Genomic DNA, 22,587 nt, shown 5'->3' with positions numbered 1-22,587 from the left:
CGTCTTTTCCTTTCTCCAGATTTCCTAAGGACATTATATCCGTCAGAACCTGGACAGGCAATACCATCAGTAAACGGACGTTTTTAGACAGCATTAACAACTCATACTAACTTGAAAGTTTCAACAATCATGTTAGTTTAAACAAACGTGAAAGTGTGAGTGGCTGGCGCGGTAAATTACATTTAATATTACACGGCTTAGTTCAACATTTCCCGAATCTCATTTACTTGCTCCAGCGTTAGTCAAGTAATCTCTGCAATTGTTTCAAGTGCTATGTTTCTCAAAATTAATTTCTTCGTGATATCTCTTTTTTCAAACTCTATTCCTTGTTCAATCCCTTGTTCTATTCCCTGTTCTATCCCTTTCTCCAACTCCAAATCAAAAGCATTCATAATTGTTGGGGAAGCATTTTCTTTATTGTACAGCTCCATTAGCTCCGTCTCCTTTCTAATCATTGGTCGAATTTCTTCAGATAACCGTTTTGTATACGCTTCCGGTAATTGTAACAAATAATCAATAAAATGAAAAACAGCTTGGACTGCGGTACGTGAGTATTTTTGATTGCGGATAAGTTCGCGCATTAGCTTTCTTTTGAAAAGATAGCGTTGGTGTGCTTCATCTTTCGTTTGATGCAGTGCTTTTGCTGCTAAAATAATTTTACTGAAAAGCTTATCCGACCGTTCGAGTTCCTCGTCAAAGAGTTGGTTTCATAGTGAATAGGGTGACGACTAGGTATTTTTTGTAATACGAATCCATTAATCCATTTATCTTCCCCATCAAAAAAACAGCATTCATTTCTGAACACCGGACCTTAAACTATTCTTATATCTCTATCCCACCAGCCATCAACTCCGTATGCTTCACCACTGTATCCACAGCTATCTTCTGCAAACCGGGTGGATAGCCGCACTTCTTCAGTAGCCTCCGAACAGTAACCCTCATCTTCGCTCCTGCCGAATCACGTAAATTCCAATCAATTCTAATGTTTGGTACCCGTGTAACGAATAATCATGATTGTTTAAACTTTCAGGATAGTTTCTTGCATAGATACTCAAAATAAAGCATTATTTGTAAAATTAACACCACATTAAAATTAACTGTACCTAATTATGTATTCATTTTTTCAAAGTATATACTAGTGTCGAATTCCTCTACTTCACATAAGATTGTCCGTGCATCTATACTATAAATGCAACAAAAAGGATACCCTTTATGAATGTTTATCCCTTTGTCGAATCGCAAATTTAGAAGTGAATTTGGAACATAAAATTGATTGTGTGTCATGATAAGCGACAAGCAGAAGATTTGTTTCCTACTCCTAATGGCCTTTTCGAAAGACAGATTTAAATAAACAGTACGTTCATCGATTATGCTAACCGTGCATAGGTACTCGTTTTTAACACCGCTTCGTGCTTGGTGATGGCCTCCCGCAATAAGCCCATCAGAAAAGTCGCTGTTGGTCTTATTGCTTCGGCTCACAATTGTAGCTCCTGCGCTGGATTTGTTTGTAGTAAAAGGTGCTATGTTATAAAGCGATTCAGAGCCTTTTATAAGATAGCACTTGATACTGTATATGAAACTAATCCAGATTCTCTTTACCTTATTTGATACTTGGGGTATTTTTTCTGAAATACCCCAAGTACACCTTCATCGTAAAACCGAGCTATTTCTCTTTCTTGATCAAAAGCCTTCGCAAGTATAGTTGGAGCTTCTCCATCTTTCGGAAAATAAGTCGGCATTATTTTTGACACTCTATTGTAAAGTAATTTTCCTATTCTCTGCGTTTCTTCTACATCTAATCGATACCATCCTTTAAACACGTACTCGTAACCGCCCAACTCACTTTTAACATGTGCAAACAAAGCTAATTCGTGACGCATTTTATGAAGACGTTTTTCCAAATACGCTTGGTTCTTAGCAGGATCAAAGTTAAACTCTGTAAAATGCTCGTCATCCGCTTCCAACTGATTATTCCATTCCCCATTTGGGTAAAACTTTAACCCTTTAATATCAATCTCACTTTGATACTTATGTCGTGCTCCACTATGTTGAAGACCATTATAACCAGCCCCAAAACAATTACAACAATCACTTATTGTTTTAAACACAGGATGATCATCGGCATCTATAAAACCGGCTCGTATATAGGTTATCGGGTCGTATTCCTCTTGAAGATTCCAAGGTACAAATCCATCTTTCGCAATCATCTTGTGGATTTCAGATACAATGAAATCCACTTGCTTATTAACCTCTACTATATTATCCGACACTGTTACTCGGAAAACTTCACATTCCAAAGCTTGTACAATATCGTTCTGACGTATCTTATCCTTTAGCAACATTTCTTCTGTCTGATGATAAGGTTCATCTATCTCTACAATAATACCAAACTGCGGAAAATAGATATCTGCCAGAGCATACCGCTTTGTTGCCAAATCTCGCAAAATATACTGCTGCGTAATCATCTTGACATCCACATTATTTATCAAATGCCAAATACGAGAAACCACATAATTCTCGTCATTCTTTTTATTTGTTTTAGATAGCTGTTTTTTAATGAATTGATACTTATCCAAGATAACCTCCTACTTTCCAAAATCTACATTTAATGACTGCTATTGGATTTGAAGTAATTGATTTCCGCCTTAAATCAGAGACACTTTATGTTATTGGCGGTAATGAACTTGAAAAATCTTTACCGACTTATCAATCGCATAATTTACTATTCCGTCCAATGAAAAAAGGTAATAAGACAACTGGTTTCAGACCGGCTTGGTTTGCAAAAATAAAAGCATAAAAGAAGAGTTGTCCATGAAAACTTATGGACAACTCTTTTCATCTATTCAAGATTAGCTAATTTCAGTAAGCCGTCTTTCAACACCTGCAATTCATGAAGTGTATACGTTGAACCTTTCCCCATCTTTTTATGATCCTCCGACCAATCTCGAATATCATATACGGGATCTCGACCATTCCAACTAATTAAGTTCAATTCCTTTTTCCATCCTTTGCTGCCTTCTGATAAAATCGCAATCGTTTCAACGATATCAAATTTGATTTCAGCCATAGTGATTACCCCCGTTTATCATATCCATTCTTACTAGCTGTGTCTGCTCAATACTCTACCTTTTCTTTAAATCCCTCATAACTATATGAAACACGATAAGCTACCTCCGACTGCAATGAAATTCATTTCTCCGCATTTTTGTGTGCGTACCTGTTCAACAAAAAACAACCAACAATTCAACCAATTATATAAATATTTGATAAAGATTAGACATTAACGCTTTTATCTCATAAATATGTAATTGTAGTGTATTGTCAGAGTAGTTTAACGGACAGGCACCTGAAATTAAAGTTATCTGCCACGACTCTACCTCCTCACTTTTAGTCATAAAAAAAGAACCCCTTTTCCGGGATTCTACTATTAAAATCTTAAATATGCTAATATCTTTTGATTTTTATTCATTTGAAGAATTTTAAAATCATTTTTCAAATAAAAATCATTAAGATAGGGAACATCACCATATTCTACACATACAATTCGTAATCCAACTAAATCATAAGCCAGCTCGCAATTCTCGAGTGCAAATTCTAAGATAGCATCGCCACTCACTTTACCCTTATAAAGGTCAGATCTCCCTAATTGAGCTATTAAAATAGAATTAAAGACATCTGTATTTTTATCTCCAGATAATTTCCTTCTTGATTCTTTAGAAACTTCGTCTACAATTTCAAAGGGTTTTACTAAAAGAGTAAAATATCCAATAATCTCATTATCGTTTTCATCATCCACAACTAGACTTGTACGAGTTAAAGCTCTTGTTTCATTTGGTATTGCTTTTTTGTGTAGAAATACTTGGACATCCTCATTCTTTTCACTTTGAAAAGATGACAAGTATTGATAAATTTCGGCCTCATCTTGAGATGCATCAATTAAACTTGATAAGCTAACTATTTGCATTTTCGAGAGTTTAATATTTTTGCTGCATTGGCAATTCTTTCTGATTTATTAAGCTTTATATCGTTAAAAGTATTTGTGTGTCTGATTTGAGTACGTGGGGACGAAATGATTTTTCGTGACGCTTCTTCATCAAGAGTAAACCGTTGAAAGATTGTTTCTGTAGCCATTTCAACATCCTCCTCATCACACATACTAATCACCTCACCTTAAAAAGGAGTAGTATTTAGTATATGCACTTCTTTTCTAAATTATAACATCAAATCACCATTTCTTCCACCGCGGAATGCTGCCCGATTAAGTCAAACATTTGTGGGCAGAAATTATTCACCTGATATTTGTAAGCGGATTCATGACTTAAGGGTTCTTCCATGTTGAGCCATAGCTAGTTTTTTAAAAATCCTTTTAATGCTTGTAATGCGTTGAATACCGGAAGACCTGTTTTTCCTTTTAGGTACTGAATATTACCTTTCGTTGCTTCTCCAACTGTACTTAATTGTGCGCGAACCTGTGCAATAAAAAACAACCAATAATTCAACCAATTGTATAAATATCTGATAAATAGTAGACATTAACCTTTTTTATCTCATAAATATGTAATTGTAGTGCATTGTCAGAATACTCTCGTGCGCAGGTACCCGAAATTTAACGTCGAAGTCTTTTGTATTGCCTTTTGGTTTTTATCCAAATGCCACATCCAATATCATCATTACTGTAAACCCCACCATTAAGCAGACCGATGCCAAATCTCTATTTCCATTTTCTTGAGAACCTGGAATAACCTCTTCTACTACTACAAATATCATCGCCCCTGCTGCAAAACTTAATGCAAATGGGAGGAGTGGTGTCATGAACGTAACCGCAAGTACTCCTATCACTGCTGAAATAGGCTCAACCATTCCTGAGAACTGCCCATATAAGAAGCTTTTTCGCCGAGACATCCCATCTCTTCGTAAAGGCATTGATACAGCTGTACCTTCGGGAAAGTTCTGAATTCCGATGCCAATCGCTAAAGCAATCGCCGCAGGCAAAGTAGCAGACGGAAAACCTGCGGCTACAGCACCAAAAGCAACTCCAATTGCAAGTCCTTCGGGTATGTTATGAAGTGTAATGGCAAGAACAAGAAGAGTGCTGCGTCGCTTATTTTCAGGATTTATTCCCTCTGCATCCTTCATTGAAGAAGTAGGATGCACGTGGGGAATGACCTTGTCAGCCATCCACAAGAAAAATCCACCTAGTAAAAACCCAGCAGCAGCCGGAAACCAGGATGGAAAAGGACCAGTTTCCGCCATTTCAATTGCAGGTGAAAGTAACGACCAAAAACTCGCCGCAATCATAACGCCCCCTGCAAAGCCTAACATTCCATCCATTAACTTTTGGTTGACCGTCTTAGTTGTAAATACTAAGGCTGCCCCAATTGCGGTCATTCCCCAGGTGAATAAGGTTGCTGTCAAGGCCTGCATTACCGGGCTTAGCGTTGCAAAAAAATCAATCATATTATTTCCCCACCTATATAAGTAATATTGACTGTTATTTACTGAGCCACTTTCTATTTCAATTATAGTGTTATTGTATGTCAAAATCTCGCCTGACGAAACATTTTTTTCAATTTAAACTACCGTTAACAGCATCCATTCTTCTAATTTACTAATAAAAGAAAAAGCGGGTGTACCTCATATAAAAAGGAAATATGCCTACATAATGATTAACAAAATGACAAAAAAAGAACGTCCGTTAAACTATCAATTTAGTTTGCGGACGTTCTTTGAATTGTGCGCGTACCTATGCAATAAAAAACAACGAACAATTCAACCAATTGTATAAATAATCGATAAATAGCAGACATTAACGATTTTATCTCATAAATATGTAATTGTAGTGTATTGTCGGAATAGTTTCATGCACAGGTACTCAAAATTGCATTTGTGACGACCAGGAGATCAAGCCTGGATTGTTTGTCATTTTTATGCTCGCCGCCTGCTTCGGTATTCGAAAACGATATGTCTTTAATACGGTCACGGCCTGTTCTTTGCAGAATTGCATTAAGAAATACAACGGTTATCTCCTTATTCTTTTCACTCCCGAATAGCTGCTTGAAAGCGTAATCTACCTTTAGATCCATCAGCTTTTCAAGGGGTATTCGTTTCAATACTTTCGTTCGCATGAATAATTTCACATCATTTTCAGTTATCTTCAGTATAGCACTTTTCGAATGAAAAAGAGAGCGACAACTACTGTTCCCTCGGCTTAGAACACTCTTGGATATGTATTATTTATCGTCCTTGTTTGGACTTTTAAGTTTGAATGTATACTTATGGCACCCTAGGCATTACATCTACGGAAAGTTGTTGGGGAATGGCTGTAGTGTCCGCAATCAGAAAGTTTGTCGTATCTATAGCCACCCGCACTATCATAGCCTGTGATGTTCAGCCACCCAAATTGCGGATGGCTTTTATTGTGCGCGTACCTGCGCAACAAAAAACAACCAACAATTCAACCAATTGTATAAACAATCGGTAAACAGGAGACATTAACGCTTTTATCTCTTAAATATGTAACTGTAGTGTATTGTCGGAATAGTTTCATACTTAGGTGCGCGAAATTAATCAGTTTGTTTTGTACCCTTTATATGAATTAAAAATACGATAATCAAACTAATTGTAAAACCAGCCAGTAACCACGAATAAAAACGAGGAAGATATTGAAATAGGAGCACAAACCAAGCGAAAAATAGTGAGGTCGGGCTAACGGCTTTAAGAAGACTATAAAAAGCCTTGACAACACCCACCTTATACAATGGTGTAGCCTCTAATAGTAAAATAAATGGGTTGAAAAAAGTTCCGAAAGCAAGGGGTACCACTACATATACTGGAATTCTTGCATTCATTCCAAACTCTAATAAATATATTAAACCAATTGAAAAAGCCTGCATAAAATAATCCACATGGGCGGACCTTAGCTTTCTGGGATTCGTAAAAAAACTTCTGACCTGGGGATTATTTAAATAGTAAATCCCCGCAATCGGCAGCGATAGAATGAGTCCCACCATAAAAATAAAGACCGACCAATGCAAAAGAAATATAGTCATTTTCCCACACCCCTAATTTCTCTTTGCCATAAAGAAATAACTTTCCCCTATTAAAAATCAATATAATAAGTTTCATTTTTGAACTAGAACTATCATTAAAGACTAGCGTTATTTTCCTACTACATTCTTTTTATACCAATGCTTACCGTGCCATCTTTGGTATGTCCAGGCGAAAGAAGGAATAGGTCCGCGCTTATGCAGCCAATACGCTTTCGGAACTTCCTGTATCGGTTCGGTTCTGCCGATCCTGACTTTTCCTGTGATGATTCCCTGTCCTTCTCGATGGTCACGAACGGCGACTATTTTGCCTTCACTGTCTACAATCATTGAACCGCCTTCGTAGTGACCCTTATAATTAAATGGCGTACAAGGTAACCGACAATCAATTGAACCAGTATGGGCGGCATGAATGATTGGAGCACCGACATATGTAGCAAAAGACCGGACCGATTCAAGTGCAGTGTGTTCGTTTTTTTCCTCCCAACGACTTGTAACAGACCCCGGTACCCAGGAAGGCACACTCCACCAGCAACTGCCCCCAACAATGACATCGACTTTCCCACGTAATCTTCTAGCCGTTTGGGAACGCATAAATTCCCAACATAATGCGGATCCAACTGTGTGATCAGGTGTTTCTATGATTCCATCATCTTGACCGCCAGCATAAAAGCAATTCTCCCACATCGTCGGAATATCTTTATCATGTCGACCTAACACACCTTCCGGGGATGCAAGAAAAAATGCGTTTCGGGTTCCATTGTTTTCATCACGCACGATAAATGAACCACCAACAAAAGCTTGATGTCTCTTTGCTAAGTCAAGTAATAAGTTGAGTGCTTTCCCATCTGAAGGTTGAATTGCTCCAGTGATTCGGGGATCAAAAGCCATTCCAGTTGTAAAAAACTCGGGAAGAATAATCCACTTCGCATTTTGCTTTGCTGCTTCGTTCGCCATGTTTTCACATGCTGCTAAGTTAGCATGAAGATCGCCGACTTTTGCCTCTAACTGAATAGCAGCGACTTTAACCTCATCACGATTAGAATCGTTTAGCACAATACCATCACCTTTCTGAATTTACTGTATTATATAAAACTATAGATACCTAATGTTTAATAGTCAATTATATAGTTAGTACCCTGAAAAGATGTATGCTAGCTATTTTTAATGGTGTACGTACCTGTGCGATAAAAAACAACCAACAATTCAACGGATGCATAACAACTCAGCAAACATAAAAAAACAACACACGTACTTACCCAACTTCCAGCTCATAAATATGTAATTGTAGAGTACTGTATTGTCAGAACTTTGTCTTGCATAGGTATTTAAAATTCCGTTGTCTACTTTTTCGAATGGTTTGTCTATATAACAAGTGAAAGCATCTTTCGTCTGTGCACAAGGCGTCATGTGCTTTTTAAAAAACATGTTTGACACTACTTATCGAGTGGACAGGAATTTCATACAGAGGGGGAATCATGATGAATTTATTAATCGAAGAGTCACCGCTTCAGGTGCTTCCGTCGCTTGTGATGGAAGTGGGATTAAACGAGGCAATTGTACTCCAACAACTGTATTTTCTATCGCTCATCTCGACGGAAGTTCGGGATGGGCATAAGTGGGTTTACAAAACAGTTGACGAGTGGAAAAACGAAGAATTTCAGTTTTGGTCTGTTGATACGATCAAAAGAGCGATTCGTAGACTGGAAGATAGCGGTTATATCATTTCGACCGCTTCGTTAAATCGGACGAAAATGGACAAGACAAAATGTTACCGGATTAACTATGGAAAGCTGCACTGTTCGACGGTGCAAGATGATCCATCGACGATAGCATTATCAGCTCAAGAGGAAGTGCAAGATGCACCATCGACGACGGCAAAATCGGCCCAAGAGGAAGTGCAAAATGCTCCCTCTACAGAAGGCAAAATGCCCTTAGCAATAACCAAAGAGGTTAAGAGTATTAAGAAAGATATTGTCGAGAACAATCTCGACGTTGTGTCTGTCATTGATTATTTGAATAAAAATGCGAGAACACAATTCAAAGCGTCTTCGAAAGCGACAGCGCGAATAGTGAAGGGGCGTTTCAGTGACGGGTACACAGTGGCGGATTGCAAAAAGGTCATTGACACGAAAACGAATGACTGGCTGAATGATCCACATTGGCGGAAGTATTTACGCCCTTCCACGTTATTCAATGCGAGGAATTTTGGAAACCATTTGGAAGAATCAAGGGGTAACGTCTCTCCAGCAAGCAGTCCGCCTAAGCCACTGGAATTGAACTTTAGCGAGGGAGAGACGTAGAGGTTGGAGCGTTATGGGCGGATTTAAAAAAGTGTGTTAGTGGCGATGTTGACGGTACTATGCACCTTTTTTTCAAGCGCAAAGCGTTTATGCCTCTAAGACTGATCCACTCCTCCTGAAATTCCAATATCTTTCGATAGTGGATCATCCAAAAATACCTCCATATAAGTAATGTCACGCTTGTAAGTGTGCACATTACACAACAGAGGTAAGGAGTGGTAAACCCTTGGCTACATTTCTTGGCACTCAGTGGTAAAAAAGATGTCACTGGTGGTACATTTCATTGGCTGTAATCAAAAGGCACTCATAATAAATTTTACAAACCATGTATCCCTTTCCCCCTTTTCACTCTATATAGAGGATGAAAGGAGGTGATCACATGGCAGCGACAATCGAATTTCTACAGGCAAACGGCCGAGTTTACTTCGACGGCGGGATGACAGACGATGGCAAACCCGTCACTAAATCGAAGACGTACCGCAATGTAAAGGAAAATGTACAAGCGGATAAAGCGAAACTTCAATCAGTGGGGGTTCTCCTCATCCCCCACTGATTGTTAGTTGAGCCATTCGGGCTTTTACGGGCAGTTGATCCCCCACTAATTCTTCTTGATTCCACGAAGACTTGAAGTTGGGGATCTTACTGCCCGTTAATGCGGGATAACTTGTACAAAGCGCTGGAGCAACTTGCCCAGCTATCGGATCTTCCCTTCATCGGAGCGGAAATCGTGGAAACATCAAACGTGATTAACTAATCGGGGCACCATCCTAGCCCCGACAAGCCTAAGCGGCTCAAAGGGCTAGCGTTCCTAAAATCCAAACAATAAAAGGGAGGAATAAAAAATGGCAAAAACATTACAGATGAATTTCAACACAACAAGCGGTAAAAAGGTGACCCTGGCGGTGGATGAACCCCGTGTAGATTTGACGGCGGAAAGCGTAGCGGCGGCGATGCAAGAGATCATCGCTTCGGATGTATTCGAATGGAATGGCGCTGCACTAGCGGCGGCAACGGGAGCAAAGATTGTAGAACGAAATGTAACTGAACTTATAAAAGCTTAACTAGTAGCAATGACCGGTTCACCAGTTTTCGGACTGGGGCCGGTTTTTATGTGTAGTAAAGGATAAGTTTTTCAATCTGAAACAGTGTCTAGACTCCAGCGCCTAGAGGCTCGGAGGCCCACAGGATGTGGGTCACACAATGGGGAGCGATTGAACACGGCATCGCTCCTTGCCGCCGCAGGACGCGGCGCACCTAGGTTGTGTTCCTTAATTGTCAGCCCAGCCACACGGCAAAAGACGCTGCTTGGGCCTGCAGGACACAGGTCATGCAGTGGAGAGGGATTGAATTGCATCCCTCACTTGTTGCGACACGACGTCGCGAAGCGAACTTAGACTGTCTTCCCTTTGCTCGCCTTATGTCTGTCGTCCCTAACCAAGGCGCTTACGCATTTCTTGAGAGGAGGAAACGGGATGGAACAATGGATGAATCTTATACAGGACATCGGTTTCCCGATATTCGTATCATTCTATCTTTTGCACCGGCTCGAAACCAGGCTAGTTGCGATACATGATGTTTTGCTGACGTTGAAATAAACATTGTGAGAAATGCCTACGCGTGATTGGATTATGACAATTCAATGTTGTGAATAAATACACAAAAGAAAGGCAGCCAAATATTGTTTTGGCTGCCTTTCTTTTTTATTTAATACAGTTGTATTGTATTGTAGGAGTAGTTTCATGAACAGGTACCTAAAAATCAAGGCTTGTCCAATAAATATACCCAGCAGTTTGCAATTGTGCTAGACTGAGAACATCAGTTGCATTAAGCGTGTGGGCGGTTGACACTCCCAATGGTAGGCAGCCTAAGAACGCCGCGTCCTGCGGCAAAGGCTGCATGACTCACTTCCTGTGAGCCCGTGTTTATATATGATGGTAACTTATGAGGCAATGAATATGCTATTCCAAGCTTTTATAGCATTCGCAGCGATGGCAACAGCTATTATTGCATTGATTGTCTTCCTTACCAACGAAAAAAAGTAACCGACCATTACCTTAGACGAGGATCTCAATGGGGGTTACTCTTTTTTTATAACACCTTTTACTAAACCTGGTTAACCGCCCTTAAAGCGGAATGTAACTGTGAACCGCTGGACGTTTCCTAGACGTTCAGCTTTTCTTATTATAGAATGATTATATCACATCCATACATAGCGAACAAAATCGTGCGGAATGCATGATTGAGTCAAGTTTCTCTCGACGACCTAGAATTGATGCAGGTTTAGCACTACTATTTCATTAATTGTGTCCGTACCTGTGCAACAAAAAACAACCAACAATTCAACCAATTGTATAAATAGTCGATAAATAGTAGACATTAACGCTTTCATCTCATAAATATGTAATTGTAGTGTATTGTCTAGATAGTTTCACGCACAGGTACCCGAAATTAATCTACCTCTAGTCCATAAATATTCATTTGTAGTGAGTTAGCTTTTTTCAGTTAATAAACTCTTTTTTTATTTTCAGGACTTGCTCTTCATTTAGTTCTGTTATTTCCACAACGTCTTCAATATCCATTCCTTTTGCTAAAAGGCGGCGGGCAGTTATCTCTTTTTCTTCTTGACGTCCTTCTTGACGTCCTTCTTGACGACCTACCTGTTCGCGAAGTTCCGCCTCACGAACGGCCGCTTCTTCATCAAGTACTCTTTTCAAACGTGCTTCATAGGCAAATGCTTCTGCATCCGAGCCACTGAGTGCTTCCCAGCTCTGGAAGGCTGTGCGCAATGTTCCATCGTTCATAGCGATTTCCTCCAATTCCTTAAAAATATCGTCGTAGACTTTACCTTCACGGTGATCGACAATTCCTAATAATAATAACCAACGGGCCAACAAATCATCCCATGGATTCAACTTTTCTAATTTCCAATCACGAATGAGCTTCGTCATTTCGATGAAATGAAATTCCATTATATCTGTCAACCTGAATTTTTCCTCATCCTCGTATAAATGATAAGTTGTATGAAAGCGTTCAGTTTGATTGAATATAGAAAAGTTCATAATGTTAATCGCTATGACAGGATGCAATTCCTTATAACCTCTTTTTGGTTTCATCGGCGCACGATACACTCCCGCCCAATAGTAAATCGAACGATTAATCATGTCGTATTGATTTGAGAATTGAATTTCGACATTGATCCATTCATCCGCATTTGTGACGACCAAGAGATCAAGCCTGGATTGTTTGTCATTCTTATGCTCGCCGCCTGCCTCGGTATTCGAAAACGATATGTCTTTGATACGGTCACGGCCTGTTCTCTGCAGAATTGCATTAAGAAATACAACGGTTATCTCCTTATTCTTTTCACTCCCGAATAACTGCTTGAAAGCGTAATCTACCTTTAGATCCATCAGCTTTTCAAGGGGTATTCGTTTCAATACTTTCGTTCGCATGATTAACTTCACCTCATTTTCAGTTATCTTAAGTATAGCATTTTTCGAACGAAAAAGAGAGCGACAACCGCTGTCTCTTTGGTTTAAAACGCTCTCATGTATGTATTATTTTTCGTGCCTGTTTGGATTTTAATGTTTTGTTTGCGTGCCTGTGTACGGTACATTGAATTGTGCGCGTACCTGTGCAACAAAAAACAACCAATAGTTCAACCAATTGTATAAGTATTCGATAGTCACTAAACATTAACGTTTTTTTCTCATAAATATGTAATTGTAGTTTATTGTCGAAATAGTTTCACGCACAGGTACCCGAAATTAAATTCGTTCCTTAACATTATCGGGATAGGCATAGATTTTCACAAGCCCATCAAGGGCCGTTTGTGAACAATACACTTGGTATTGATCATTCATCTTCTAAATCAGCTTTCTGTTTTAAATAGCTCAGTCCCGCCTCATGTGTGTAAAGTCTTCCGTTTGCACGATCGTCACGACTTTTCATAATCTGATCAATTAGTGACTGATCTTCCGAAAGAAAATTAACATCTATATTCAATTGCTCTATTTCACGTTTCGTCTTTAAGTAATCGAGAAAGTTATATAATTCAAGCGCATCTTGTTCAGGGATTTTGTCAATCATATTTTTTATTTCTTCACGATTCACATTCATTCCGCCAACCTCCTTAATTGTGCGCGTGCCTGTGCAACAAAAAACAACCAACAATTCAACCAATTGTGTAAATATCCGATAAATATTAGAAATTAACCTTTTTTATCTCATAAATATGTAATTATAGTGTATTGTCGGAGTAGTTTCATGCGCAGGTACTCGACAATAATTTTCCTTGATTAACTTTTACCCTACCCCTCTTCTTGTTCTTTCTCCATATATTCCTCACGAATTTGAGAAAGAGACTTACCAGTTTCTTTATGAACGGCAAATACGTAAGTCTGAATACTGGACCAGCCAAAGAGCTCTTTTAACCATTTTTGCATGGAGACCTCTTCTCCATTCACTTCAACATTTCCATTGGGCAGAAGTTTTCCTTCATCCTCCCGTCCTTTCGCAACTATAGTATCACCGGCTTTAACAACGCCCCATTCGAGCATCTCATTAATTTTAGGCAGTGTTCTCCGTGTGATGCCTTTTTTCTGTGCACTACCTTTTATTGGACTGTCTAAGAAATTTACGTAGTAATCTCTATACGTATTAACTGGCAAAACCTTTTCAATATTTATGTACACTTCATTCTGTATATTATAAGGAATCAATTTAAAACAAGTTATATCAACATTATTACTATTTAGCCAAGCAACGATAAAGTTTGCTCATCGTAATCGGATGCCACTAGTATGATTTTTTGGTTCTTATTAAAGTTGCTTTCCGCAACATTTTCCCGCAAAAACTCCATTAACTTTCTATTCCCAAGTTCTGCGCTCGTTAAAGGGCCGCTTTCAAATTCACTACGATATTTCTCGATGTAGGGGGCGTATATTTTGTTCACTAGATCCTCTGGGTCTTCAATTGTTGCATAGCTGGCTGCATATCGAATAGCCTGAAATTCAAAAGCTTCTTTTCGTCCTTCAATATCTTTCCGGTCTCTTTTGATTTCAATTAATACAATATTCCCTTTGTTGTCCACTGCAGTAAGATCACTGATTCCATGCTGAGCGTTTCTAACCTGCTTACCAACAATCAGCATCGATTCTTCTTCGTCACATATCATATCGATATTCTTTCGTAATAATTCTTCGATATCGCTTTCTTTATAATTAAGCTCTGAAAAAGTCGTGGCACCTATTTTTACTGCCTTATCATTGGATACACTGTACATAGTATTTGCCTCCCAATTCGGACTAGTTATTAGATACTTTTACCATATCACAATTTAATTGTGCGCGTACCTGTACAACAAAAAACAACCAACAATTCAACCAATTGTATAAATATCCGATAAATATTAGAAATTATCCTTTTTTATCTCATAAATATGTAATTGTAGTGTATTGTCGGAATATTTTAACGCGCATATACCCGAAAATTAAGGCTTGTCCAATAGACATACACAACAGTTTGCAATTGTGCTAGACTAAGAACATCAGTTGCATTAAGCGTATGGGCGGTTAGCACTCCCTTGGGAAAGGGGGTGTTTATATATGATGGTAACTTATGAGGCAATGAATATGCTATTCCAAGCTTTTATAGCATTCGCAGCGATGGCAACAGCTATTATTGCATTGATTGTCTTCCTTACCAACAAAAAAAAGTAACCGACCATTACCTTACGACAGGAAACAAATGGGGGTTACTCTTTTTTTATAGCACTCTTTGTTAAAACCGGTTAACCGCTCTTAAAGCGGTATGTGACTGTGACCAGCTGGACGTTACATAGACGTTCAGCTTTTCTTATTATATGTTGATTATACCACATTCATACATAAAAAACACAGTAAAGTGGCAATTCGGATCTTAAGAATCATCTCATCCACCTAACAAACTTTGTCACTAAAATGCCGACAGTGCTGACATTGACGATACTGACGGTAAAAGCAGGACAACTTTTAGTTGCCCAACAACCGTTCCGCTTCCTACTCATGGCCATACGTCCCGAAAAATTCAATTAATGCTACTTCAAACAATCCCCGTTGACTGAATTGTGCGCGTACCTGTGCAACAAAAAACAACCAACAATTCAAACAATTGTATAAGTATTCGATAAGTATTAGACATTAACCTTTTTTATCTCATAAATATGTAATTGTAGTGTATTGTCGGAATAGTTTCATACACAGGTACCCGAAATTAAACGTTTTTTTCTTATAAATATGTAATTGTAGTGTATTGTCAGAATAGTATCTTACACAGGTACCCGAAATTAACTACAACACCCGAAATCATTTTAAACCTTGCTGCTAGCAACTTCTTTTGTTGCTTTTTCTATTTGTTCTTCAGCAGTCTTTTTGTCAATCTTTTCCGAAAATAATAGGTTATAATCTTCCTCACTTTTTATCTCTAGGAATCCTTTTCCTAAACATGTTTCTTGATTAGGTTGGATTATATAATCAAATAGCCTTTTTATTTCCTTCCTAGCATTTATAAAGCTAGGAATGGTACTGCTATCATTAACAATTTCGTGAATCGTTTCTGTTTTTTTATCATTTGAGACATCCCCCAACCCAATGGCTAACTCAAAGTTTGCCATTGATGAAATCACCCTAATATTGTCGTGTACTTTTAATTTGAGGATATTCTTACAATTTGTTAACTGAGCTTTTAACGTCGACGCGGTGTATTTGTCGTGATTGTCAACATCGTGCAAAACATCGTAATCAGTATCAAACTGATTAAGAATTTTCATTAATGTACAGATAGTAGACTTCCCTCTCGCCCGAATTACATGCATATTCTTATTATACTTTTTCAAAAAATGCTTTATAGCTATATATTCCGTGTCTCCTTCTACAATTAAAATTTTATCTGCGAAGAAAAACTCATTAACATATGAATCGACGTAATTAAGAATTCTCATGTTTTTAATATCATCGTCATCAAACTTCTCCGTTGTAGACTTGTACAATTGAACTGCCCTGTCGTTCTCACCTACACGCAACACTTGAATGGAGGTTTGATTTTCAGCAAGATCTATTAGAATCGGTGAGTGTGTTGAAATAATTAACGGCATTTTATTTCCTATTTCATATAATGAACGACTAAGAGCACGTACTGCTTCAGGATGCAAAAATGCTTCAGGCTCATCTATCAGCAACATTTTATCAGCTGTATCACCAATCAATTTCTTTTGAATCATATTTTGAATAACATAAATGAGACTCATTCTTTGTAATCCTGTTCCTTGATTAGACAACGGCATCTCACTGCGTAAATCATTATCAATAAAAATACTTGAACTAGTGGATTTTAAAATATCAGAAGCCGAAAATCCGGAACTTTCCCCTCCCAACACTCTAAGAGATAAATCTTCGTTTGAAAAAAGACTACGCAAGTGTTCCGAGACATCCGCACTCACATCATCAAGCGATGCGTCCGTACTACTTTTAAGTTTCCGTAAAAACTTTGGTAAAGATTCTTTAAGAGTCGCATATTCTTCTTTCATTTGTATATGTTCAGTACTCTCTGACTCACCTTCATCAGGATTCTCTTCAAGTCCCTTTAAATTACCTTTTATTATTTGATCATATATAGTTTGGATCTGTTTATTAATATCATCTGTTGACATTGATGGTGTAATATAATACGGTGCATTAGCATGAAGATCATCAAGGATTGCTTTTAGGGTGTGTTTTGTATTAATTTCAGCTCCACTATTATCTTCATACTTCGGGGCATTTTCGTCTTTGTATTTTTTAACAAATATCAATGTTTCATCACTCGTTTCAAAATGTGCTTCTAAGGTTATAACTTGGTCACGATTGAAAAAACAGTCACTTGGAATTGTAGCAGCCTTAGTTTCCTTCATAAAAAAACGATTTATTGCTTCTAAAAAAGTTGATTTCCCCGTGTTATTTCTTCCGGTAAGAATGATAATTGAATCTGTTGCGAAATCAACACTAAATGTTCTTCCGAAAACCTTATAATTAGTAACGCTGAACTTTTTTAATCTCAAAATTATTCCACCCTTTTCCACTTCAATTTTAATTTAGTTAGCCTTTAATTCGCTTTTAAAAAAATTAACAAAACACGACATTGAACTGTACCAACTTCCTTTATATTAGTCAATTTGGTAGTTAGTATCCCCAATAAATTGGTAGTAGTCAATTTTGTTAGAACCAGGTACTTTCTTGAAAACTATAAACTTTTTTCATATTTATTTAACATATACTCGGCAATAAGACCGATACTTTCCACAGCTGCTACCGAATCTATCTTTGTTAAATTCGATTTAAAAGGTCTTCCATGTCCTGTTCCTTCTTTATTTCGAATCATGTTAACCGAACAAGCTAATTCATATAAAGATCGTTCAAATTTCATCATAGCTGGCTCACTTTTTTGTGGTTTTTCAAAAGGTGTTGCTAAATGCAAGACCGTAAAAGCTTGTCCTAAAAGGGTTGGGAAATTCTTTTGTGCAGGGTAACTTCCTGTTTTTTCTTGTAATATATGCGCCGCAGTAGCCTCCATTAAATCCTTCCCAGTACCCGCCACTAATGCTGCATCTTCGCCACCACGCTGTGCACGACGAATATAAGATTTTAACGCTTGTGTCGTTTCACGTGCGGATAGATTTTCTAATGTAATAGGGTGAACTTCTCCATCTAAAGTAAGTATTAATCCTTCATACTTTAGGGCAATACGTAAGCTTTCTATGGCTTCACTTCCTGTGAAGTTTTTTGTATTTTCACGAAACCCGCCAACTGCCCTGACATTTGAAATAATTGTATGAATAAGCTCTTCACCGGATTCAATATTATTTTCCAGTGCCCAGTATAAAACAGCTTTAATCCTTTTTGCTTTACCAACACTTTTACCGTTATTTTTAGGATCAGCATCTGATAATGCAACCTTATCTATAAAAAATGAAAGATCATAATGGCTTGGTTCCCTTTTCAGTTTTACTTGGGAATCATCTATCAAACCTGATAAGGATATAATAATATCGTCTGTTAATGGAACCCTTCTGATTTTCATAAAAGCCTTCCCCTATAAATGTTGATGCAACAACGGTTTAGATCGTTGTTATTGATTAACAGTTTTCCGGATATTCAAATATCCAAATACTCAAATAGATGTAAGTATGCTACTCGGTCGTCGTTGGATAATATTGTTTGCAACGATGCTACAATATACGATGTACTATTAATCTCCGCATTGCTATGATGTTGTATCCTACCATGTTTCTTAGCGTCTGGTGTACCTACATCCCTTCGTTCGGTCCAATAGTAAGACTGAGGCTGGCGAGGCTCCTATGGGAACTCAATGGTCCTATGATGAAATCAATGCTAGCTTCTCCGTGTCATCCAGTTGTGTAGAGATACTTCAATATGAATCGGTTACATAGCAACTTCGTTCTTGCTGTTTTTGTCCTTCATCATTTGCTGTGCGTCAAATACTATGTGCTTCGTACAGATAGCGTGTGACATCTCTTAGTTCATTTTTACGGAGTGTAAAGGCTAAACAACACTTTTTCTATTAAAGCATCCAAACCCGTACACACATTACAAACAGTACTTAGTTATATGCTGCCATACCTTCAATCCAATAAAATACGGCAGATGAATCATCGTCTGGTTAAACTTAATCGTATAATCTTCATCTGTCATCGCCTTAGCAATCTCGGTAATTTTTGCAGAGGGCAAAGAAGCTTCCAATGTTTCAAAACGTTCTAGATGCATATAATGCTCCATGTCAACGTGATTCCCTATATCACGTAGTTCTACTATCCCGGTTGCAATCCCTCTTGCTATAATTCCACTGCCGTTGCTGTATAGGTAAATAATATCACCCGCTTCAATCTCATCTATGAAATACTTCCACGGAGTATAATAAGCGGCTACTTTTTCTTCATTAATCATCTCGGTCACATTTTGGACATTATTCGTTTTATTCATATTCACAAGATAGACTTTTGGCATTTCAACATCATCATTTTCGTTATTTATTATCCGCCTTAGACTATACGTTAATACTAGTAAAATAGTTTCATCATAACTGAATTAAATAATTTTAATCCGTTCAATTGTAGTTAGCTTACTGAATGATGCATCGGTAAGCGTACAATAGCTTTTACATCATCCAATTCACTGTCCAATGATGCGCCGCAATCTTGTTTCTCCGTGCTCCATTTCATAACAAATAACTCAGTGCAATGCTGTTATCAATAATTGCATGCTTGCTTTAGCAATAAAATCCAACCGGCTATTCAAACAATTGAATAAACACTCAAAGGATAATAGACAATCAAACGCTTATTCAATTTGCGGCTCATAAATATATAATTGTTCTATGTGGTCAGGATAGTATCTTACACAGGCACCTTAAATAAAGTAAACGTTCCGTCAATTACTACAAAAAACAACCCATTTCAAGGATCTCTATATATCGACTAACAAAAGACCGAAGTAATATCCTTAAAACAGGTATTTAAATTAATATATTCCTTGTATAATCAAAATTCACCCAACCCGAACCCCTTCAGACCCCACAACACTCTTCGCAGTCCACCAAATAATCTTCACATCCAACCACAAGTTCATATGCTCTACGTAATACTTATCATAACCGACCTTTTCCTAATCCGATATGAAATCGCAACCTTTCACTTGTGCATAACCTTTTAATCCAGGACGCATGCTATTAGCCCCTACCTCATCATGCATCTTAATAAGCTCGTACTGGTTGTAAAGAGCTAGTCTGGGTCTCAACGATTGCCATATGCCCTACGAGGATGTTAAACAGCTGGGGTAGCTCGTCCAGGTTGGATTTACGCAGGAACATACCTAGCTTTGTTATGTATTAATTGTGCATGAATTGTGTGGGTGCCTGTGCAACAAAAAACAACCAACAATTCAACCAATTGTATAAATAGTCGATAAATAGTAGACATTAACGCTTTTTTCTCATAAATATGTAATTGCAGTATATTGTCGGAATAGTTTCACGCACAGGTACCCGAAATTAAACTACTTGACGGTTACAACTGCTTGAGTCTTGAGACTTTCTCTCCCTTACACTTTAAACAATTTAATTTGTTTAGGTTGTATACCGAGAGTTTTTGCAAAGGCATCGACGCGTTTGATATCACTTGCACTGTACCAACTGATGTACCATTTCATATTCGACAAATTTCTATTGTTTCTAATAATTTCTTTAAAGTAGGGATAGTCAACTACTGAAAGAGAATGACCTATGACTACTACAGTTTCTACATCAGAAAAAGACATAAATGTTTCTTTATTAGCTTCAATCACAACATTAGACTTCTTGGCAGTAGACTCATAGTAATTACTTAATTGATACCCAGCAGTTTCATGCAAATCATATGTTGTTTGATTTTTCATTCTCAATTGATTGCTCCTAAGCTTCCTTGGATTACCATCTATTTTACGATTTGCTATGCCTGAATGACCCAGAATCAATTCTTTATTTTTATCTCGTCTTTCCGCGTGAATATAGAAAATGTTCTTTTTAGGTATCCTATAAATTATCTCAAGGAATTCTGTGTAATTAAAATTTATAAACATTGACTGAGTATTTATAATTTGCTCCAATGGTTTGTTAGAAACAGTCGGCTTTAAAGTATCTATCCATTTCCTAAAGCGCTTTGGTAGCTCTCTCATAATGACTTGTGTAGGAGACATAGCCGCTTCCGCTGCCATGAAAAAATCTGCTGCAGAAAAATCATCATCATGTTGTTCCTTTACATCAAAAATATCCATCCAATCATTGAGTGTACCAAGCATAGCTTCGTCATTAAGATAAGCGAGACTTTCCTCGAAATCAGCCCATAAATTTTCTTTCTCGACATACATTTCCAACGCTTCTCTAAGTTCATTACGTCGACTCATAGAATCTCTGAAATTATAATAACTTGATGGAACGCCATGCATGAGATCAAATCCGTTTCCAATAATGTAAAGTACCGTGTTAGGATCTGCCAACAGCATTTCTGTCTCTTCTGCCTGTTCAAATTGTAGATTTGATAAAATGTTTTCTTGTTCTTTTTCTTTAAGACTCCTCTCATGTTGAGCCTTCCTTTTTTCACGGCATGCTTTACATCTTTTAGGCGTATGAAGACCTTTCTTTCTATAAAAATTATTCTCTCCTTCTGTAAAAAATTCTGCATCACACTCCTTACACTTCAATAAAAACATCTTTTCATCTGACACAAGTACACCTCTTTTCTAATCGGTAAATATAGGAATAGCTACTTTAATGAATTGTGTGGGTGCCTGTGCAACAAACAACAACCAACAATTCAACCAATTACATAAATATTCGATAAAAATTAGACTTTAACGTTTTTTTCTCATAAATATGTAATTGTAGTGTATTGTCAGAATAGTTCTACGCACAGGTACCCGACAATTAAGATACTTATATATTTATCCAATAACCTATTGGAAAGCTTATAATTGTAATGAATCTCCAGAACCATTTCCCGTACAAATACCCGAAATATCGTTACTCATTAGAATAGCTACAAAGTTCGATTAAAGTTCCGGCGGTTGATACGGGATTAAGATAAATGAGCTTTCTTCCACACGCGTTAGTACGTCGTGTGTCCCCTAGAAAACGCATTCCTTTTTCACTTGCCTCGAGTATCGCTTTGACCAAATCTTCAACCCGACATGCAATATGATGCACCCCTTTTCCCCGTTGCTTTAAAACCGGGCCATTGGAAAGTTCTGAATTGTGTGTGTACCTGTGCGACAAAAAACAACCAACAATTCAACCAATTGTATAAATAGTCGATAAATAGTAGACATTAACGCTTTCATTTCATAAATATGTAATTGTAGTGTATTGTCGAAATAGTTTCACGCACAGGTACCTGAAATTAATGCGCAGTCGTTTCAATTTCGACAATCACTTGCGTAAGGGAATAGGCCTCACAAGTCGCATCAATGTGTTTTTTCATCAGTTGATAGCCCGTCATTGATCCGTCAAACTCAAATGGATCCTGTAAAATATCGCCGTAGATTGTGCACACCATCGCTGTATTCACAAACTTCGCTGCATCAATCGCTACAATACAATATTCCTTTGCCTTTTCTTCCCGCATTAAGCGGTTCCAATGACTTCCATTCTTCCCCTGAATATGATTAAATGATAGT

At 37.8% G+C, this 22,587-nt stretch carries 27 protein-coding genes and 2 pseudogenes; 7 read left to right on the top strand and 22 right to left on the bottom strand.

Annotated features, from left to right (window positions below; genetic code table 11):
• Window positions 1–242 precede the first annotated feature (242 nt).
• From FILTAD_RS15465 to FILTAD_RS15455, 3 genes and pseudogenes are all read right to left on the bottom strand, one after another.
• A complete protein-coding gene (locus tag FILTAD_RS15465) occupies window positions 243–581 on the bottom strand; it encodes an RpnC/YadD family protein (RefSeq protein WP_124071865.1) in 339 nt (112 codons plus the stop codon).
• 241 nt (window positions 582–822) lie between these two features.
• A pseudogene (locus tag FILTAD_RS15460) lies at window positions 823–987 on the bottom strand (type I restriction enzyme endonuclease domain-containing protein); the annotation flags it as partial.
• Window positions 988–1,595: 608 nt separating this feature from the next.
• Window positions 1,596–2,576 (bottom strand): AbaSI family restriction endonuclease, encoded by a 981-nt coding sequence (locus FILTAD_RS15455; RefSeq protein WP_124071863.1) that lies wholly within the window; start codon window positions 2,574–2,576, stop codon window positions 1,596–1,598.
• A 32-nt stretch (window positions 2,577–2,608) separates the two neighbouring features.
• On the opposite strand from FILTAD_RS15455, the gene FILTAD_RS15450 reads away from it, so the two are divergent.
• Window positions 2,609–2,797: a hypothetical protein gene (locus FILTAD_RS15450; protein ID WP_124071862.1), complete on the top strand. Its 189-nt coding sequence runs from the start codon at window positions 2,609–2,611 to the stop codon at window positions 2,795–2,797.
• Between the two features lie 42 nt (window positions 2,798–2,839).
• Here the strand turns inward: FILTAD_RS15450 and FILTAD_RS15445 are convergent, their stop codons facing one another.
• The 7 genes from FILTAD_RS15445 to FILTAD_RS15420 form a co-directional block, all read right to left on the bottom strand.
• A complete protein-coding gene (locus FILTAD_RS15445) occupies window positions 2,840–3,067 on the bottom strand; it encodes a YdbC family protein (protein ID WP_124071861.1) in 228 nt (75 codons plus the stop codon).
• A gap of 360 nt (window positions 3,068–3,427) precedes the next feature.
• Window positions 3,428–3,964: a hypothetical protein gene (locus FILTAD_RS15440; RefSeq protein WP_124071860.1), complete on the bottom strand. Its 537-nt coding sequence runs from the start codon at window positions 3,962–3,964 to the stop codon at window positions 3,428–3,430.
• Window positions 3,955–4,131, bottom strand: coding sequence for a hypothetical protein (locus tag FILTAD_RS15865; RefSeq protein ID WP_160117629.1), 177 nt, complete (start codon window positions 4,129–4,131; stop codon window positions 3,955–3,957). The genes FILTAD_RS15440 and FILTAD_RS15865 overlap by 10 nt, the downstream gene beginning before the upstream one ends.
• Window positions 4,132–4,641: 510 nt before the next feature.
• Window positions 4,642–5,457 carry a ZIP family metal transporter gene (locus tag FILTAD_RS15435; protein ID WP_124071859.1) on the bottom strand — a complete coding sequence of 272 codons (816 nt, stop codon included), beginning with the start codon at window positions 5,455–5,457 and terminating at the stop codon, window positions 4,642–4,644.
• A 401-nt stretch (window positions 5,458–5,858) separates the two neighbouring features.
• Window positions 5,859–6,125 carry a PD-(D/E)XK nuclease family transposase gene (locus FILTAD_RS15430; protein ID WP_124071858.1) on the bottom strand — a complete coding sequence of 89 codons (267 nt, stop codon included), beginning with the start codon at window positions 6,123–6,125 and terminating at the stop codon, window positions 5,859–5,861.
• 438 nt (window positions 6,126–6,563) lie between these two features.
• Entirely contained in the window at window positions 6,564–7,049 is a 486-nt protein-coding gene (locus tag FILTAD_RS15425; protein ID WP_124071857.1) for a hypothetical protein, read from the bottom strand.
• Between the two features lie 108 nt (window positions 7,050–7,157).
• Window positions 7,158–8,102, bottom strand: a complete 945-nt coding sequence (locus FILTAD_RS15420; protein ID WP_124071856.1) for a carbon-nitrogen hydrolase family protein — start codon at window positions 8,100–8,102, stop codon at window positions 7,158–7,160.
• 425 nt (window positions 8,103–8,527) lie between these two features.
• Here FILTAD_RS15420 and FILTAD_RS15415 point away from each other — a divergent pair, with 425 nt between their 5' ends.
• The 5 genes from FILTAD_RS15415 (at window position 8,528) to FILTAD_RS16330 (ending at window position 11,391) form a co-directional block, all read left to right on the top strand.
• Window positions 8,528–9,349, top strand: a complete 822-nt coding sequence (locus FILTAD_RS15415; RefSeq protein WP_160117628.1) for a conserved phage C-terminal domain-containing protein — start codon at window positions 8,528–8,530, stop codon at window positions 9,347–9,349.
• A 379-nt stretch (window positions 9,350–9,728) separates the two neighbouring features.
• Window positions 9,729–9,902, top strand: a complete 174-nt coding sequence (locus tag FILTAD_RS15410) for a DUF1659 domain-containing protein (protein ID WP_160117627.1) — start codon at window positions 9,729–9,731, stop codon at window positions 9,900–9,902.
• Between the two features lie 289 nt (window positions 9,903–10,191).
• Window positions 10,192–10,410 (top strand): DUF2922 domain-containing protein, encoded by a 219-nt coding sequence (locus FILTAD_RS15405; RefSeq protein WP_124071853.1) that lies wholly within the window; start codon window positions 10,192–10,194, stop codon window positions 10,408–10,410.
• A gap of 411 nt (window positions 10,411–10,821) precedes the next feature.
• Window positions 10,822–10,944 (top strand): YvrJ family protein, encoded by a 123-nt coding sequence (locus FILTAD_RS15400; protein ID WP_124071852.1) that lies wholly within the window; start codon window positions 10,822–10,824, stop codon window positions 10,942–10,944.
• Between the two features lie 354 nt (window positions 10,945–11,298).
• On the top strand, window positions 11,299–11,391 hold the full coding sequence (locus FILTAD_RS16330; protein ID WP_427854298.1) for a putative holin-like toxin: 93 nt from the start codon (window positions 11,299–11,301) through the stop codon (window positions 11,389–11,391).
• 456 nt (window positions 11,392–11,847) lie between these two features.
• On the opposite strand, the gene FILTAD_RS15395 is transcribed toward FILTAD_RS16330, so the two are convergent.
• The 4 genes from FILTAD_RS15395 to FILTAD_RS16150 form a co-directional block, all read right to left on the bottom strand.
• Window positions 11,848–12,801: an Rpn family recombination-promoting nuclease/putative transposase gene (locus FILTAD_RS15395; protein WP_124071851.1), complete on the bottom strand. Its 954-nt coding sequence runs from the start codon at window positions 12,799–12,801 to the stop codon at window positions 11,848–11,850.
• Between the two features lie 403 nt (window positions 12,802–13,204).
• Complete coding sequence (locus FILTAD_RS15390; protein WP_124071850.1) at window positions 13,205–13,468, bottom strand: hypothetical protein; 264 nt, start codon at window positions 13,466–13,468, stop codon at window positions 13,205–13,207.
• A gap of 191 nt (window positions 13,469–13,659) precedes the next feature.
• Window positions 13,660–14,043, bottom strand: coding sequence for a hypothetical protein (locus FILTAD_RS16155; RefSeq protein ID WP_238988270.1), 384 nt, complete (start codon window positions 14,041–14,043; stop codon window positions 13,660–13,662).
• 59 nt (window positions 14,044–14,102) lie between these two features.
• A complete protein-coding gene (locus FILTAD_RS16150; protein WP_238988269.1) occupies window positions 14,103–14,633 on the bottom strand; it encodes a PDDEXK family nuclease in 531 nt (176 codons plus the stop codon).
• A 322-nt stretch (window positions 14,634–14,955) separates the two neighbouring features.
• Between FILTAD_RS16150 and FILTAD_RS16325 the strand changes: the two genes are divergently transcribed.
• The gene (locus FILTAD_RS16325; RefSeq protein WP_427854297.1) at window positions 14,956–15,069 is read left to right on the top strand and encodes a putative holin-like toxin; all 114 of its coding nucleotides are present in this window, start codon (window positions 14,956–14,958) and stop codon (window positions 15,067–15,069) included.
• A gap of 629 nt (window positions 15,070–15,698) precedes the next feature.
• Here FILTAD_RS16325 and FILTAD_RS15380 read toward each other — a convergent pair.
• The 8 genes and pseudogenes from FILTAD_RS15380 to FILTAD_RS15345 form a co-directional block, all read right to left on the bottom strand.
• Window positions 15,699–17,423, bottom strand: coding sequence for an ATP-dependent nuclease (locus FILTAD_RS15380; RefSeq protein ID WP_124071849.1), 1,725 nt, complete (start codon window positions 17,421–17,423; stop codon window positions 15,699–15,701).
• Between the two features lie 182 nt (window positions 17,424–17,605).
• On the bottom strand, window positions 17,606–18,442 hold the full coding sequence (locus FILTAD_RS15375; RefSeq protein ID WP_124071848.1) for an abortive infection family protein: 837 nt from the start codon (window positions 18,440–18,442) through the stop codon (window positions 17,606–17,608).
• Window positions 18,443–18,969: 527 nt separating this feature from the next.
• Window positions 18,970–19,386 carry a hypothetical protein gene (locus FILTAD_RS15370; protein WP_124071847.1) on the bottom strand — a complete coding sequence of 139 codons (417 nt, stop codon included), beginning with the start codon at window positions 19,384–19,386 and terminating at the stop codon, window positions 18,970–18,972.
• 540 nt (window positions 19,387–19,926) lie between these two features.
• The gene (locus FILTAD_RS16320; protein WP_415579420.1) at window positions 19,927–20,007 is read right to left on the bottom strand and encodes a hypothetical protein; all 81 of its coding nucleotides are present in this window, start codon (window positions 20,005–20,007) and stop codon (window positions 19,927–19,929) included.
• A gap of 124 nt (window positions 20,008–20,131) precedes the next feature.
• On the bottom strand, window positions 20,132–20,248 hold the full coding sequence (locus tag FILTAD_RS16225; protein WP_282432595.1) for a sugar transferase: 117 nt from the start codon (window positions 20,246–20,248) through the stop codon (window positions 20,132–20,134).
• A 230-nt stretch (window positions 20,249–20,478) separates the two neighbouring features.
• Entirely contained in the window at window positions 20,479–21,639 is a 1,161-nt protein-coding gene (locus tag FILTAD_RS15355) for an AbiH family protein (protein ID WP_124071846.1), read from the bottom strand.
• Between the two features lie 295 nt (window positions 21,640–21,934).
• The gene (locus FILTAD_RS16145; protein ID WP_238988268.1) at window positions 21,935–22,117 is read right to left on the bottom strand and encodes a VOC family protein; all 183 of its coding nucleotides are present in this window, start codon (window positions 22,115–22,117) and stop codon (window positions 21,935–21,937) included.
• Window positions 22,118–22,310: 193 nt separating this feature from the next.
• Window positions 22,311–22,587 (bottom strand): annotated as a pseudogene (locus FILTAD_RS15345) (IS110 family transposase); the annotation flags it as partial.

Origin of the sequence: Filibacter tadaridae (assembly GCF_900609045.1) — a bacterium.
Taxonomy (GTDB): Bacteria; Bacillota; Bacilli; order Bacillales_A; family Planococcaceae; genus Sporosarcina; species Sporosarcina tadaridae.
Note: the sequence above shows the minus strand (reverse complement) of the source record. Positions and strands in the feature narration are given on the sequence as shown.

Excerpts from the sequence above, each read along its gene's own strand:
- FILTAD_RS15465 (WP_124071865.1), bottom strand. The coding sequence starts at position 581 with ATGCGCGAACTTATCCGCAATCAAAAATACTCACGTACCGCAGTCCAA.
- FILTAD_RS15865 (WP_160117629.1), bottom strand. The coding sequence starts at position 4,131 with ATGGCTACAGAAACAATCTTTCAACGGTTTACTCTTGATGAAGAAGCG.
- FILTAD_RS16225 (WP_282432595.1), bottom strand. The coding sequence starts at position 20,248 with ATGTTCCTGCGTAAATCCAACCTGGACGAGCTACCCCAGCTGTTTAAC.
- FILTAD_RS16320 (WP_415579420.1), bottom strand. The coding sequence starts at position 20,007 with ATGAACTTGTGGTTGGATGTGAAGATTATTTGGTGGACTGCGAAGAGT.
- FILTAD_RS15435 (WP_124071859.1), bottom strand. The coding sequence starts at position 5,457 with ATGATTGATTTTTTTGCAACGCTAAGCCCGGTAATGCAGGCCTTGACA.
- FILTAD_RS15440 (WP_124071860.1), bottom strand. The coding sequence starts at position 3,964 with ATGCAAATAGTTAGCTTATCAAGTTTAATTGATGCATCTCAAGATGAG.
- FILTAD_RS15445 (WP_124071861.1), bottom strand. The coding sequence starts at position 3,067 with ATGGCTGAAATCAAATTTGATATCGTTGAAACGATTGCGATTTTATCA.
- FILTAD_RS15430 (WP_124071858.1), bottom strand. The coding sequence starts at position 6,125 with ATGCGAACGAAAGTATTGAAACGAATACCCCTTGAAAAGCTGATGGAT.
- FILTAD_RS15405 (WP_124071853.1), top strand. The coding sequence starts at position 10,192 with ATGGCAAAAACATTACAGATGAATTTCAACACAACAAGCGGTAAAAAG.
- FILTAD_RS15390 (WP_124071850.1), bottom strand. The coding sequence starts at position 13,468 with ATGAATGTGAATCGTGAAGAAATAAAAAATATGATTGACAAAATCCCT.
- FILTAD_RS16325 (WP_427854297.1), top strand. The coding sequence starts at position 14,956 with ATGATGGTAACTTATGAGGCAATGAATATGCTATTCCAAGCTTTTATA.
- FILTAD_RS15410 (WP_160117627.1), top strand. The coding sequence starts at position 9,729 with ATGGCAGCGACAATCGAATTTCTACAGGCAAACGGCCGAGTTTACTTC.
- FILTAD_RS16150 (WP_238988269.1), bottom strand. The coding sequence starts at position 14,633 with ATGTACAGTGTATCCAATGATAAGGCAGTAAAAATAGGTGCCACGACT.
- FILTAD_RS16330 (WP_427854298.1), top strand. The coding sequence starts at position 11,299 with ATGAATATGCTATTCCAAGCTTTTATAGCATTCGCAGCGATGGCAACA.
- FILTAD_RS15425 (WP_124071857.1), bottom strand. The coding sequence starts at position 7,049 with ATGACTATATTTCTTTTGCATTGGTCGGTCTTTATTTTTATGGTGGGA.
- FILTAD_RS15370 (WP_124071847.1), bottom strand. The coding sequence starts at position 19,386 with ATGCCAAAAGTCTATCTTGTGAATATGAATAAAACGAATAATGTCCAA.
- FILTAD_RS15395 (WP_124071851.1), bottom strand. The coding sequence starts at position 12,801 with ATGCGAACGAAAGTATTGAAACGAATACCCCTTGAAAAGCTGATGGAT.
- FILTAD_RS15415 (WP_160117628.1), top strand. The coding sequence starts at position 8,528 with ATGAATTTATTAATCGAAGAGTCACCGCTTCAGGTGCTTCCGTCGCTT.
- FILTAD_RS15375 (WP_124071848.1), bottom strand. The coding sequence starts at position 18,442 with ATGAAAATCAGAAGGGTTCCATTAACAGACGATATTATTATATCCTTA.
- FILTAD_RS15400 (WP_124071852.1), top strand. The coding sequence starts at position 10,822 with ATGGAACAATGGATGAATCTTATACAGGACATCGGTTTCCCGATATTC.
- FILTAD_RS15450 (WP_124071862.1), top strand. The coding sequence starts at position 2,609 with ATGACTGCTATTGGATTTGAAGTAATTGATTTCCGCCTTAAATCAGAG.